The sequence below is a fragment of the Clostridium paraputrificum AGR2156 genome, from assembly GCF_000424025.1.
Classification (GTDB): domain Bacteria; phylum Bacillota; class Clostridia; order Clostridiales; family Clostridiaceae; genus Clostridium; species Clostridium paraputrificum.
This window is the reverse complement of record NZ_KE384122.1, coordinates 334,315-347,765: the sequence shown is the minus strand read 5'-3', so window position 1 is coordinate 347,765 and position 13,451 is coordinate 334,315. Positions and strand designations below refer to the sequence as shown.

General features: G+C 31.5%; 20 protein-coding genes. 2 read left to right on the top strand and 18 right to left on the bottom strand.

Annotated features, from left to right (window positions below; genetic code table 11):
• Positions 1-218: 218 nt before the first annotated feature.
• From G594_RS19285 to G594_RS0116390, 18 genes are read right to left on the bottom strand one after another with little or no spacing between them, the layout of a single operon-like run.
• Entirely contained in the window at positions 219-677 is a 459-nt protein-coding gene (locus G594_RS19285; protein ID WP_034867008.1) for a 4Fe-4S binding protein, read from the bottom strand.
• The gene (locus G594_RS0116470; protein WP_080351778.1) at positions 677-1,114 is read right to left on the bottom strand and encodes an NADH-quinone oxidoreductase subunit B family protein; all 438 of its coding nucleotides are present in this window, start codon (positions 1,112-1,114) and stop codon (positions 677-679) included. The genes G594_RS19285 and G594_RS0116470 overlap by 1 nt, the downstream gene beginning before the upstream one ends.
• Positions 1,115-1,128: 14 nt before the next feature.
• On the bottom strand, positions 1,129-2,109 hold the full coding sequence (locus G594_RS0116465; RefSeq protein ID WP_027099547.1) for a respiratory chain complex I subunit 1 family protein: 981 nt from the start codon (positions 2,107-2,109) through the stop codon (positions 1,129-1,131).
• Between the two features lie 13 nt (positions 2,110-2,122).
• Positions 2,123-4,066, bottom strand: a complete 1,944-nt coding sequence (locus G594_RS19280; protein ID WP_051196066.1) for a proton-conducting transporter transmembrane domain-containing protein — start codon at positions 4,064-4,066, stop codon at positions 2,123-2,125.
• Positions 4,063-4,407, bottom strand: a complete 345-nt coding sequence (locus tag G594_RS0116455; RefSeq protein WP_027099546.1) for a sodium:proton antiporter — start codon at positions 4,405-4,407, stop codon at positions 4,063-4,065. The genes G594_RS19280 and G594_RS0116455 overlap by 4 nt, the downstream gene beginning before the upstream one ends.
• Entirely contained in the window at positions 4,397-4,864 is a 468-nt protein-coding gene (locus G594_RS19275) for an MnhB domain-containing protein (RefSeq protein ID WP_051196065.1), read from the bottom strand. The genes G594_RS0116455 and G594_RS19275 overlap by 11 nt, the downstream gene beginning before the upstream one ends.
• Positions 4,851-5,141 carry a hydrogen gas-evolving membrane-bound hydrogenase subunit E gene (gene mbhE / locus G594_RS0116445; RefSeq protein ID WP_027099545.1) on the bottom strand — a complete coding sequence of 97 codons (291 nt, stop codon included), beginning with the start codon at positions 5,139-5,141 and terminating at the stop codon, positions 4,851-4,853. Before mbhE ends, G594_RS19275 begins: the two co-directional genes overlap by 14 nt.
• Positions 5,138-5,404, bottom strand: a complete 267-nt coding sequence (locus G594_RS0116440; protein WP_027099544.1) for a hydrogenase subunit MbhD domain-containing protein — start codon at positions 5,402-5,404, stop codon at positions 5,138-5,140. The genes mbhE and G594_RS0116440 overlap by 4 nt, the downstream gene beginning before the upstream one ends.
• Positions 5,397-5,744, bottom strand: a complete 348-nt coding sequence (gene mnhG, locus G594_RS0116435) for a monovalent cation/H(+) antiporter subunit G (protein WP_027099543.1) — start codon at positions 5,742-5,744, stop codon at positions 5,397-5,399. The genes G594_RS0116440 and mnhG overlap by 8 nt, the downstream gene beginning before the upstream one ends.
• Entirely contained in the window at positions 5,741-6,004 is a 264-nt protein-coding gene (locus G594_RS0116430) for an MrpF/PhaF family protein (RefSeq protein WP_027099542.1), read from the bottom strand. The genes mnhG and G594_RS0116430 overlap by 4 nt, the downstream gene beginning before the upstream one ends.
• Positions 6,004-6,534, bottom strand: coding sequence for a Na+/H+ antiporter subunit E (locus tag G594_RS0116425; protein WP_027099541.1), 531 nt, complete (start codon positions 6,532-6,534; stop codon positions 6,004-6,006). The genes G594_RS0116430 and G594_RS0116425 overlap by 1 nt, the downstream gene beginning before the upstream one ends.
• A gap of 11 nt (positions 6,535-6,545) precedes the next feature.
• A complete protein-coding gene (hypB, locus tag G594_RS0116420; protein WP_027099540.1) occupies positions 6,546-7,196 on the bottom strand; it encodes a hydrogenase nickel incorporation protein HypB in 651 nt (216 codons plus the stop codon).
• Position 7,197: 1 nt separating this feature from the next.
• Positions 7,198-7,539, bottom strand: a complete 342-nt coding sequence (gene hypA, locus G594_RS0116415) for a hydrogenase maturation nickel metallochaperone HypA (protein WP_027099539.1) — start codon at positions 7,537-7,539, stop codon at positions 7,198-7,200.
• Positions 7,540-8,622, bottom strand: a complete 1,083-nt coding sequence (locus G594_RS0116410) for a hydrogenase large subunit (protein WP_027099538.1) — start codon at positions 8,620-8,622, stop codon at positions 7,540-7,542.
• A gap of 14 nt (positions 8,623-8,636) precedes the next feature.
• Positions 8,637-9,017: an NADH-quinone oxidoreductase subunit C gene (locus G594_RS0116405; protein WP_027099537.1), complete on the bottom strand. Its 381-nt coding sequence runs from the start codon at positions 9,015-9,017 to the stop codon at positions 8,637-8,639.
• A gap of 16 nt (positions 9,018-9,033) precedes the next feature.
• On the bottom strand, positions 9,034-10,035 hold the full coding sequence (hypE, locus tag G594_RS0116400) for a hydrogenase expression/formation protein HypE (protein ID WP_027099536.1): 1,002 nt from the start codon (positions 10,033-10,035) through the stop codon (positions 9,034-9,036).
• Positions 10,036-10,049: 14 nt separating this feature from the next.
• The gene (gene hypD / locus G594_RS0116395; protein WP_027099535.1) at positions 10,050-11,120 is read right to left on the bottom strand and encodes a hydrogenase formation protein HypD; all 1,071 of its coding nucleotides are present in this window, start codon (positions 11,118-11,120) and stop codon (positions 10,050-10,052) included.
• Positions 11,117-11,350 (bottom strand): HypC/HybG/HupF family hydrogenase formation chaperone, encoded by a 234-nt coding sequence (locus G594_RS0116390; RefSeq protein ID WP_027099534.1) that lies wholly within the window; start codon positions 11,348-11,350, stop codon positions 11,117-11,119. Before G594_RS0116390 ends, hypD begins: the two co-directional genes overlap by 4 nt.
• Before the next feature lie 229 nt (positions 11,351-11,579).
• Between G594_RS0116390 and G594_RS0116385 the strand changes: the two genes are divergently transcribed.
• Positions 11,580-11,993 (top strand): hypothetical protein, encoded by a 414-nt coding sequence (locus tag G594_RS0116385; protein ID WP_027099533.1) that lies wholly within the window; start codon positions 11,580-11,582, stop codon positions 11,991-11,993.
• Positions 11,994-12,175: 182 nt separating this feature from the next.
• A complete protein-coding gene (locus G594_RS0116380; RefSeq protein ID WP_027099532.1) occupies positions 12,176-13,447 on the top strand; it encodes a DUF4317 domain-containing protein in 1,272 nt (423 codons plus the stop codon).
• Positions 13,448-13,451: the final 4 nt, after the last annotated feature.

Here is a 13,451-nt window from a genome sequence, read left to right as displayed (position 1 = left end):
ATATACCTTTTACTATATGATGTTATTAAATTACTTTTATTAACTTTTAATTCTATTTAATTACTTTTAATTCCAAAAAGAAGAGTACCAAATGGCACTCTTCTTTTTTACTGTCTAGGAAAATATATAGTTTTAATTAGCTATAAATCAAAGATATTATTATATTCTCATATCATAAAATATAAAATCAAGTAAAATAATTATCCACCACACACTCTTTAACTTGTAACTTTATTTTCTAAAGCTTTCTTTTCTGCAGCTGCTTTTTTAGCTTCTGCTATTTTCTTTAATTGCTCTGGTGTTGGCTTCGGTGGAGCTTTCTTAATAAAAGAGCCACTAACTTTAAAATTATTCTTATCTAATTCTACCATTTGAGAATCTCCAGTAAGTGTAATTGTCTTTTTAGGACAAAAATCACTACACATACCACAAAAAGTACAGGAACTTAAATCAAACTCCATTGTTATTTCTTGGCCACCTTCCACTGGCTTTTGAGTTTTAGTTATAGCACCTGGTGAGCAAACTCTTATACACATTCCACATCCAATACACTGGTCTGCATTAAAACTTATTCTTCCTCTATAATTCTTAGGAGTTTCTACTGGTTTCTCTGGAAACTTAGATGTTACTGAAGGTTTAAATAAATTTCCTATTGCCTCCTTTAAATAAGGTATCATTATTTATCCCCTCCTCTTTTATCTTTTAATATCTTAACAGCTTCAACTAAACCCTGAATAATTGCTTCTGGCTTTGGTGCACACCCACCTACAGCCACATCAACTTTTGTCCATTTATCTAAAGGGCCATCTACTGAGTAACTTCCCTTAAACACATTACAAGACATTGGACAAGATCCTATAGACATAACCACCTTAGGCTCTGGAACCTGTGATAAAACTCTTAGCATTCTTTCTCTAGACTGTGTTGTAACTGGTCCTGTTACTATAACGATATCTGCATGCTTTGGGCTTCCTGTAAGCTTTACTCCAAACCTTTCCACATCATATCTTGGCCCTAAAAGTGCTACTAACTCTATATCACACCCATTACATGAACCTGTGTTTAAATGATATATCCAAGGAGACTTCTCTTTACTTAAACTCATTAACCCCATTTAAATCCCTCCAATCACATAGCTAATGTAATAGCCAAGAAGCTTATTAAAGATAAAACAGCTGGTACTGTCCAAAAGAACTTTAATCCTTGATTTATTTTAAATCTTCCAGCTATAGCTCTAACTAAAGTTATAGATATAAACATAACAACAAGTGTTAAAATCAAGAATAGTATTATATTCAGTATTATATTTAAAGTAGCATTTCCAGTGACTCCTATACCTTTTCCACCTAAGAATAGTGCTACAAATAATCCTGACATAATAAATGCCTTAATCTGGCTTGTTAGTTTATATAAAGCTAAGTATAATCCACTATACTCCACTAAAGGTCCTTCACAAATTTCTGTTTCAGCCTCAGCCATATCAAATGGTACAACACCTACTTCTGCTGGAATAACCATTAAAAAAGCTATGGCTGCTGGTATTAATGTTATATGAAATAATCCCATTCCATCAACTACCTGAAATCCTTGTATACCTAATAGTGAAAAACTTACGTTAGTTCCCATAAATGCTCCTGCTTTTTTGCAAACTGCAAGTATAGACATAACCATAGGCAATTCATAAGCAAGCATAGTTACTACTTCTCTTGAAGCTCCTATTCCAGCTAATGGGGAAGATGAAGAACTTCCTCCTACTACTAACATTACTGCTGATATTGTTAAAAGATATATTATAACTATAATATCAGCTGTACTATTTATAAAAGCTTCTTGATACATAGGAATAAATATAGGTATTATTAACACACTAGCTAGTCCAACTATAGGAGCTAAAAGGAAGGCTTTTCTAAGTGCGTTTCTTGGAACTATTACATCCTTACCTAATAGCTTTATAAAATCATAAAATGGTTGAAGTAGTGGAGGTCCTTGTCTTAATTGCATTTTAGCAACAATCTTTCTATCTATTCCTGACATAAGTAATGCCATAGCTATTGCAAATAATCCTCCTGGAAAAATTAATACATGAAAAATAAATTTAGCTATTTCCATATCTACTCACCCCCTATAATGTTATAAAGCAATAGATTATTATAACTGCCATGGTTACAACCACCCAAAGCGCATAATCATTAACAACTCCTGAATGGGCATTGCTTAATCTATTGAAATATCCTTTAAAATCATGTTTCATACCCCAAAATAAATCATGAGGTCCAACCTTTGAAAATTCTTCTTTTTCTCCACCTGTAAAGACTTCATATTTTGTATCCATTGCTCCTTCTAAAGAGCTACTTTCAACTCTACATTTACCAAGCTTATGAATTCCAAAAGTCATTGCTATAATTATAGCTATTACTCCTATAAAGAAAAGTATTAAAAATGACTCTGGATTATATTCTCCTCTAAAGGCAAAATCCAAATCACTCTTTGTATAATTCTCAAGATGTAATAATGACAAATCTCCTAATAGCATATTATCTATATATTTAGGAACATTTCTTATAGCATCAACAATAGGCACTAATATTCCTTTAATAACATAATTAGAACATATACCAAAAACAAAGCATATTAATGCTAATATACCCATTGGTAGCTTCATAGTAAATGGAATTTCCTTCACTTCTTTTAGCTCTTCTCTTTCAGCTCCAAAGAAAACAGAATGTCCAACTTTAATAAATGAAGCTAATGTAAGAACAGAAACTATAAGTTCTACAATTGTTATTATTGGTATTTGCGTTTCTGAAGTAGATTGATACAATATCCACTTAGAGGCAAAGCCATTAAATGGAGGTATTCCACTAATTGCTGCTGCTCCTATAAAAAACATAACTGCTGTAAAAGGCATCTTTTTGCCAAGTCCTGAAACCTTATTTAAATCTGTAGTTCCCACGCGGTAAAGCACTGCCCCTGCACAAAGGAACAATAAACACTTAAAGGAGGCATGATTAACCATATGATATAAGCCGCCCATAAGTCCTAGATTTGCAATACCATCTGCTGCAGTTAAACCTACACCTATACCAGTAATTACATAACCTAATTGAGATACTGAGTGGAATGCAAGAAGTCTCTTAAAGTCTGTTTGTAAAAGTGCCATAGAAACTCCTACTACCATGGTTATAGCTCCCCATATCATTACTAGGTATGCTAGTGCCTTATTTCCACTTACCATAAATATCATAAATAATATTCTTATTAACCCATAAACACCAGTCTTACTCATTACTCCTGAAAGTAACATAGAAATTGAAGATGGTGCTGACATATGAGCATCAGGTGGCCATGTATGACATGGAACCATAAAGGATTTAACTGCATATCCAACTAATAATAAAGCCAAAGCTAGAATTGTTACTGGAGTAAACTTGTCTCCCCCACTATTTAGCTCTAGAGCTATTTGTGCAATATTTAAAGTATGAGTTTGAGCATATATTAATGCTGTTCCCATAAGAATTAGAGAAGAACCTAGTCCCCCAATTACTAAATATTTAAATCCAGCTTCTAAGGCCTTATCCTTCTGAGTTCTAAATGCTGTTAATGCAATGGCTGCAAATGTCATTATTTCTAGCATTACATACATATTAAATAAATCACCAGTAAATACAAAACCTATCATACTACCTGCTAAAAGTAAAAATAGTGTATAGTACTTACCAAGCCCATCATCCTTGCTCATATATTTAATTGAATATATGGAACTTAATGCACAAGCTGCTGTTATTATTAAACCTACAAATAGAGATAGAGCATCTACCTCCATTCCTATACCTATAGCAACATTATCTACAGGCTTCCAATTTCCTAGCCAATAAGTTATTATCTTTCCATCTAAAAATACAGGCTTTATTAATAGCATTGTTATAATAAATGATGCTATGCATCCCAATACAACAATAGCTTTCTTTATCTTTATATATTTTTCCTTAAATAGACCTATTATAAATGCTAATACAAAAGGTGTAAGTATAGCTATTAAAGGATATCCTGAATAATCATTACTCATCCTTTAAGCCTCCTTACCTTGTCAGATTCTATGCTTCCATACCTCTCCTTTATCTTTATTACTAAAGATAATGCTAAAGCTGTAACACAAGCTCCAATTACTATAGAGGTAAGTGTTAATGCTTGAGGAATAGGATCAACAAAGAAAGCACCATCTTTTAAATCACTTATAAATATAGGTGCAGTACCACCCGCTCTAAATCCAATTGTAATTAGCAATAGATTTATTCCTGAATCCATAACTCCCATACCTATAACTATTTTTATAAGATTCTTCTTAAAAATAATCAAAGCTAGTCCAATTACAATAAGGAGAAAAGCTCCTATATAATTAATTATCATCTTCCAGTCCCTCCTCCTCATCATCTCTTAAAGTGCCTATCATTATAAGAAGAAGAACTCCAATTCCTGCAAGAACTTTATATCCTACAGCAAAATTCATTAAAAATATTGTTCCTGAAGAAAATAATTTACCTAAAGTTCCTTTCCAAATTACGTTTCCAAAGAAGGCAGCTCCATATATAACACCTAAAGTTGCTACTAAAACAAATGCTAAGGCACCTAAATCCTCTGATGTCTTTAACCTATTTAAATGAAATGTTTTTAATACTTTATCTCTTCCATATGCTATAAAGAATATGGCAATAGCACCAGTAAGTAAAACTCCTCCTTGGAAGCCACCTCCTGGACTTAAGTGCCCATGAAGTATGATATATGCTCCAAGAACAAGAGTTATAGGTATAACTAAATCTGCACAAGAAGGGATTATTATATCCTTTTGCTTTCTATTCTTTTTCATGATTTCCTACCCCCTTAGCTCTTCTTTTTCTTAGAACAGCTGTTGCTCCACAAACTGCTGTAAATAGAACAAAGGATTCACCAAGAGTATCATATCCTCTGAAATCAAATACTATTGATGTAACAGAGTTTATGGCTCCTGTTTTTTCTTGAGTTTCATTTACTATAATTTCTGCTGCTCCATTATAAGTGGAAGGCATATCAACCATCTTAAATCCTACAAAAATGAATGCAACCGTTATTACTAAAAGAGAAAGAATTCCTATTGACTTCTTCATTTTTCTTCCTCCTTATTATCTTTCTTATCTTTTACCTTCTTTAAGGTAACTATAAAGATTATTGGAGTAAGTATTGCTCCTACTGCGGCCTCTGCCAAAGCTACGTCTGGCGCCTTTAATAGTAAAAACTCTAATGCTAAAAAACTTCCCATAATTGACATAGCTATTATTGATGGTAATAAATCCTCAATAAATAAAAGGGATACAGCTGCAATAATCATTCCAAGGATAATAATTGTATTTAATATAGCAAAACTATTCATCCTCTTCATCCCTCCCATAGTGATCACACTTATTCTTCTCAAATAACTTGGCCTTTGTTTTATATGCAGCTCTTGTCATAGCATGTGATGCCACTGGGTTAGTTATAACTAAAAAGAACATAATAACTAAAGCCTTTATTCCTAAAGAAGAATTTCCAATAGCAAACCCATATATAACGCATCCAAGAGCAATTGGTAAAGCTCCCATAGTTGCAATATTAGTTGATGATTGTAATCTACAATAGGTATCTGGCATTCTAATCATTCCTACGATTCCAGCTATGGTAAAGAATATTCCAACTGCAAATAGTAAATCTATTAAAATTCTTACCACTATCATATTTTCCCCTCCAAATACTTAGAAATAAGCACCGTACCAATAAAGCCAAGTAATGTCATTATAAGACCAAGGTCCACAAACAAACTTCTCTCTTCAATACAACCAAATAATATTAATACAACACCTAAGATTATATCTATACAGTCTGCTGCCACTACTCTATCTATAATGTGAGGGCCTCTAAATACTCTATATAAAAGTACTAATGATAAGAGGGATAGGATTATTGCAACTATCATTAAATCATTACTCATATCCATTATTTAAAAATCCCCCTTATCCTATTCTCAAAGTCTCCCTTGATTATTTCTCCTGCTTTATCTTCTTCCTCAGTTTCAACGTCTATCCAATGAACATATAAATAATTTTTTCCGTCCTCTTCTATAATGTCCATAACAATTGTTCCAGGTGTTAAAGTTATAGAGTTCGCTAGCATTGATAACCCATAATCTGATACTAACTCTGTTGGAATTTTAACTATACCTGGATTTATCTTTACGTTTTTAGATAAAGCTCTTTTTGCTACATCAATATTCGCCTTCATTAAAGCCACTGTATAAAAAGGTATATAAGCTATTAATCTAAAGAATCTATTTTCTTTAAATAGCCAAGTTCCATCTTCCTTTATAAAAAGTGGACATGTAAAATACCCAATTATTACAGATACTATTAATCCAACAATTACTTCTTGGATATCAATTTTGAATATATTTATATCTTGTAATACAAATAAAATCCAAAATACAAAGGCAAAAATGGAAGTTGCAAAAATACCCTTTTTATTTCTCATATTCTTTCCCCCTATTCCTCAATTTTAGAAATAAGCCAATTTTTAAATTCCTTTATATCATCTTCATTCTTAGAATTTACCTTAAATAACTTAAGCTCATCATTTCTTATTAATGCATTCTTCTCTACTCTTTCCTCATTAAATTCAAAATAATTTATTAAGTCATACTTTGTTAATACTAAAGCATCTGCTCTTGTAAACATTAATGGATACTTTTCAACCTTGTCATCACCTTCTGGAATGCTTAGTAAAGCTACCTTAAGGCTTTCACCTATATCAAACTCTGCTGGGCAAACAAGATTTCCTATATTTTCAATAATGATAATATCTAAATGGTCTAAATCAAATTGTGGAAGTATGTTCTTTATAGACATAGCTTCTATATGACAAGCTCCATCTGTATTTAATTGAACTACAGGTATTCCTCTTTCAGCCATTTTTTCTGCATCTATTTTACCTGCAATATCACCCTCAATAACCCCTACTTTAATTCCTGACTTTTTAAGTTCATCTATTAACCCTAATATAAATGTTGTTTTTCCTGCTCCTGGAGAACCCATTATGTTAATCATAAATACCTTCTTTTCTTTCAATTCATCTTGAAGTTCTTTATGACAATTTTCATTCCACTCCATAATTTGTTTAACAACCTTAATCTCCATATTACTCAACCTCCAAACTGTCTACATAAAATTCCTTGCCATTCTTTATTTTTATCTTATATGAATTGCATTTAGGACAAGTATAATTTCCCTTAGGTATTTCCCCTTCATATAAGCATTCTCTACACTCAATTTTTATTGGAAGCTTTTCTACAATTAACTTTGCACCTTCTGCTACTGTATCCTTACTTATTACATTAAAATAATAATCTATACAGCTAGGTACTAACCCTGTTAATTCTCCAACCTTTATTCTTATTTCTTTTATGCTTTTGAAGTTATTCTTTTTTTCCTCATCTTTGCATATTTTTAAGATACCTTCAGTAACTGACAATTCATGCATCTATCTATCCAAACAAGAGAAACAAGGGTCTATACTTGCAACTATTAAACCTGCATCTGCTATAGTATTATCCTTAAGCATAACTGGTACAGTAGCTGCATTTTTAAAAGTTGGTACATGTATATTTACTCTTCCATTAGTTTGTCCACCATTAGAAACAACATAGTATGATACCTCACCTCTAGGTGCTTCAATTCTTGAGAAATACTCTCCCTTTGGAACCTTTGGCATTTTCATACCTAAGTTAATTGGTGTATCTGGAATATTATCTAAGGCTTGTTCAATTATTTTTATACTCTCTTCTATTTCTAGTAATCTAACAACAGCTCTTGAGAATACATCTCCTTCTGCTTGAACTATAGCTTTAAAATCGAAATCATCATAAGAACAATATGGATCAACCTTTCTAACATCATCCTTCATTCCCGATGCTCTTCCGTGTGGTCCACAAGCTCCATATATAAAGGCATCTTCATTTGTTAGAACTCCAACTCCTTTAGTTCTTAATGCTACAGTTTTATCGTTAGCATAAATATCGAATATAGCTTTAAAATCTTCTTTTAAAATGCTAAGCTTCTCTCTTAAATCCTTTTCAATTTCATCATTAATATCTCTTCTTGCACCACCTATAATATTCATTGCATAGTTAACTCTATTTCCTGATAGTGTTTCTAACATGTCCATTATTTTCTCTCTCTTTTCAAAACACATCATAAACAATGAATCAAACCCTATTATATGGGCAGCCAAACCTAACCATAAGAAATGGGAATGTAGTCTTTCAAGCTCACATGTAATTACCCTTAAGTAATCTCCTCTTTTAGGAACTTCCATTCCTGCTATCTTTTCTACAGCTAAACAATAAGCTAAAGTATGAGAATGAGAACATATACCACATACTCTTTCAACAAGTGTAATTGTTTGAATATGGTTTCTTTCTTCACATAACTTTTCAATTCCTCTATGGTTATATCCTATATAAACCTTTGCGTTCTTAATTTCTTCCCCCTCAGTAAAAAGCTTTACATGAACAGGCTCTTCTAACGCTGGATGATAAGGCCCTAAAGGTACAACATAACTCATTTACCTCACCCCTTTTATTTATCCTTATATTTCTTTAATTCACTTAATGGCATAACTAATATTTGTCCTTCACCATCTTTAAATTCTTCTGGTAAGAATAATCTACCAGACCTATTTAACCCATCAAACTTCATATTCATCATTTCTTCTATTTCCTCTTCTGCCCACCTTGCTGAAGCTGAATAAATGGGAGTTATTGATGGAAGTATCTCTTCCCCTTTTACTAAGTAAGTTGTTATATCGCCATTAACATCAAAGTTATACGCAATTACATTTTCCCTATTCTCATTAATGTAACCATTAATCATAACCAGCCTTCGTTTTTCCTTATACATAGCTTTAACACTATCTAGCAGGTCTTCTTTTTTAATTTCAATCCCATTAAAGTCATGCATTCTTCTCACCTCTTTCTTAACATATTCTTGGAAATAAATCTGAAGACAATTTGTTTAAAATTCTCCTACTTCCTAAAGGTCCTTTAAGTAATACTTTTTCCTTTTCATAAGAGACAACCTCTCCTATAATCGAAGCCTTCTTACCTAAATCCACCTTTCTTAGCTTTTCTACAAGTTCCTCTGCAATGCTTTCATCTACAACTATTAAAGCCTTTCCCTCATTTGCCGCGTATAATAAATCTATACCTAATATCTCACTAGCTCCTAAAGCGCCCTCACTAAAAGGTAATCTTTCTTCTTTAATTTCAATAGAATAATTAGTTCCATCTACAAATTCATTTAGTGTTGTTGCCACTCCTCCCCTTGTTGGATCTCTTAAAATCTTAATTTTGTCACCATATTCAAATATTATAGAAGCTAATGGATATAAATAAGCGCAATCTGATTTTACTGCTCCTTGAAAAAAGTTATTTCTTTCACACATAATGGATATACCATGATCCCCTATGTTTCCTGTTACTATCACCTTATCTCCAGGCTTAATTCTTTCTTTTCCTAACCTTAACTTTTCCACTTTAATACCTATTCCAGAAGTATTAATAAATATTCCATCTCCATGTCCCTTCTCAACTACCTTAGTGTCTCCAGTTACTATTTCTACTCCTGCTATCTTCGCCGTTTCACTTAAAGATTCTATTATCCTATTTAAATTTTCTACACTTAATCCCTCTTCAATTATTAATCCTAAACTTAGATATTTAGGAATGCTTCCACACATTAATAGATCATTACAAGTTCCACATACTGCAAGCTTCCCTATATCTCCACCCACGAAAAAAAGAGGATTAATAACAAAACTATCTGTTGAAAAGGCAATTTCTCCTTTCAAACTCAAGCTTGCACCATCCCCTAGTATATTCAATTTACTATTACCCACCTTAGGTAATATTACATTCTTTATTAAATTTTCACTTTGCTCTCCACCACTACCATGAGAAAGAGTAATTACATCTTCCATAAATTTCACCTCTATTAACCTTCATACTTGTAATATGCTGCGCAAGTTCCCTCGCTTGATACCATACATGGTCCTATAGGGAATGCTGGAGTACACACTCTTTTAAAAGAGCTACATTCACAAGGTAATATTCTCCCCTTTAGTACTTCTCCACATCTACATACATACTTTTCTTTACTCCTAGTAATTAGCTTTAACTCTTCATCTAAAGGAAACTTATTTAATATATCTTTTTCTTTATAATCATCCTTTAAAACCAATCCACTTTTATCTATATTTCCAAGCCCTCTCCATAATGATTGTGATTCTTTAAAATATTTATTAATTAACTCTTTTGCTACAATATTTCCCTCTCTACTTACAAAGCTTTTATAGCAATTAATTATTTTTTTACTCCCCTTATTCCTTATAAGCTGTATAATAGCTTCTATAATTTCATCCTCTTTAAATCCAGCTATTACCCCTAATTGTCCATATTCTTTAATGAATTCAAAATCTCTTTCTCCTAATATAACTGCAACATTACCTGGACAAAGGAATCCATCTAATTTAAGTTCTTTATCCTCCATAATTGTCTCCATTACAGGTTCAACTCTCTTATGCATTGAAAAAACAAATAGATTTCTAATATCTTTATTCATTATCTCTTCTAATAAGACACAGGTAGATGGTATTGTTGTTTCAAAACCAATACCTAAAAACACAAAATTCTTATTTTTTTCCTCTTTAGCTATTTCTATGGCATCTACTGATGAATATACTACTCTTATATCTCCACCTAAAGCTCTTGCCCTTTCTAGAGATATTAAAGGACTTGTCCCAGGAACCCTTAACATATCACCATAAGTTATTACTGATATATTCTTATTTAAAGCTAAGGAATATATATAATCTATGTACAAACTTGGAGTTACACATACAGGACAACCTGGACCAGAAATTAATTTAACCTTATTTCCCAGGAAATTTCTTAAAGACATTTTTCCAATTTCCATAGTGTGAGTACCACATACCTCCATAAATGTCATAGTACCTTCTATATTATCTAGCTCCTCCTTAAGTTCCCAAATTAATCTCTTATTCATTTGCTTATTTCTCCAATCTTTTCTTGAAGCTCCTTAAAAATATCTAAACGTTCCTCTCCTTCTTCTTTACTTAACTTGCTTATTGCAAAACCAGCATGGATTAGCAAATAATCTCCTAAGCTTACATCTTTTATTACATCAATTCTTATCTTTCTTCTATTTCCTAAATAATCACATAAAGCTTCTTTATCATCTATACTTATTACTTTCATAACTAAACCCAAGCACATTTCCATATTCCACCTTGTATTTTTTTACATATTTTCATAATATCACATTTTCTGCCTTTCTTAAAGTTTTTGTAAGAATTTTTATAATATTCTCTATTTATTACACAATTATTATTTTTAATTTTATTAAAACGATTACTGATTTATTATTTTACAAAAAATAAATGTATGGTATAATACAGATATATTTATAGGAATTATTCATATTATTTATAAAAGGAGATTAGTCATGGGTTTTAAAGATAAGTTTAATAAGTATTTTCAAGATTCATATTTTGAAAAATATGGGGATAGAATAGCAAGTGCGAGTGGTACAGTTGTATCTGTAAAAGTTGAAGAAAAAAACTTTATTTTAATTCATAAATTAGTTTGTGATTTAGTTGTGAAGCCAGAAGTAGGAAAATCAATTATAAAAGCTAGATACAAAAAATGGCGTTGGTTTAAAAAGGTTGATTTCATTCCTTTAGCTATGGGACATAAGATTATGCTTATGGGACTTAAGGGAGTTAAAGGTAAGAAGGATGCTGACATACTTCAAATTCAAAACATCATTAACTTAACTGCTAAAAGGGATCTAATTCCAATAGACCACTCTCAAATAAAGAAGTCTAGACAACAAGTTAATAAAATGAGATATAAGTAAAAGAGCACTTAATGGTGCTCTTTTTTACTCGAAAAAGCAATAAAAAAGGTAAGGAAAATATAAAATTATTATCCTTGATTTTATATTTTATAATATTAAAATATAATAATACATTTGATTTATAGCTAATTAAAATTTTATACTTTCCTGATATTAAAAATAGTAAAACGAGGGGTTTGTAAATGAGAAAAAAAGATATACTTGAATTAAAAAAGCGTTTAAAGAAGGATTATTGCACCTTTACTAAAATGTGTGGTTGCTATGTTAATGGAGAGAAAAATGTAATTTTAAAATTTAGAGAAACATTTCTAAATTTAGAAGAAGATGATTACTTTAAATTTTTAGAAATAGCTAGAAAGGTTCTATCTGGAACTATTGGAAATAACATTTTAGAATTAAACTTTCCACTTAATGAAGATCTTATAAATGAAAAACAAGTTTCTCTTATGCAGCTTAAGAATAGTAAATTAAAAGATGACTCTATTCTTGATGATTTTTATAACTCTATCATAGATAGTTATGATTACACTGGTAACTTTTTAATACTTGTTTTCCACGACGCTTATGATGTTATAACTAAAACCAAAGATAATTTAAAATTAGATGAATCTGAAGAAGTATATGAATATGTACTTTGTGCAATCTGTCCAGTTTCACTTTCTGAACCTGGTCTTAGATACTATGAGGATGAGCATAAAATTAAGGCACGTATTAGAGATTGGGTTGTTACCCCTCCAACTAATGGCTTTGTCTTCCCTGCTTTCATTGATCGTAGTACAGACGTTAACTCTGTAATGTACTACACAAAAAATGCTAAGGATCCGCATCCTGAATTAATGGAGGATGCTTTAGGTTGCTCCTCAAAGCAAACTGCCACTATACAAAAAGAAACTTTCCAATCAATTATTAAAGATTCACTTGATGCTGATGAAGAAAAAGCTGATAAAATTTTTATGGAAGTACAAGATAATCTAAGCGCTATGATTGAAGAACATAATTCCATATATGAGGATACAGATAGTGAACCAAAAACTCTAACCAATAAAGACATTCAAAACCTTTTAATAGAAAGTGGAGTTCCTGAGGAGGTAACCACAAAAATAGAAGAATCTTATGTTGAAAGCTTTGGTGATGACCTTCCTTTAGCAGAAAATTTAATTGATGCAAAGGTACTTAAGGCAAATGAACAAAGAAAAAAGGAAGAACATCTAGAAAAACAAGTAGCAATTCTTCAAACTAGACTTGAAGAAGTTAAGCAAGAAGTTGCTGCTGATAATGATGAGGAAAATGCTAACTTAGAAGAAAGTAATCCAGACTATGATGTTATACTTCAAGTAAAGCCTGAAAAAGTACCTCAAATAAAATCTGAAATAATAGATGGACAAAAGTGCATAATCATTCCTATCAATGAAAATGAACAAGCTACAGTTAATGGAGTGGATGATTTAATTTAAGTTA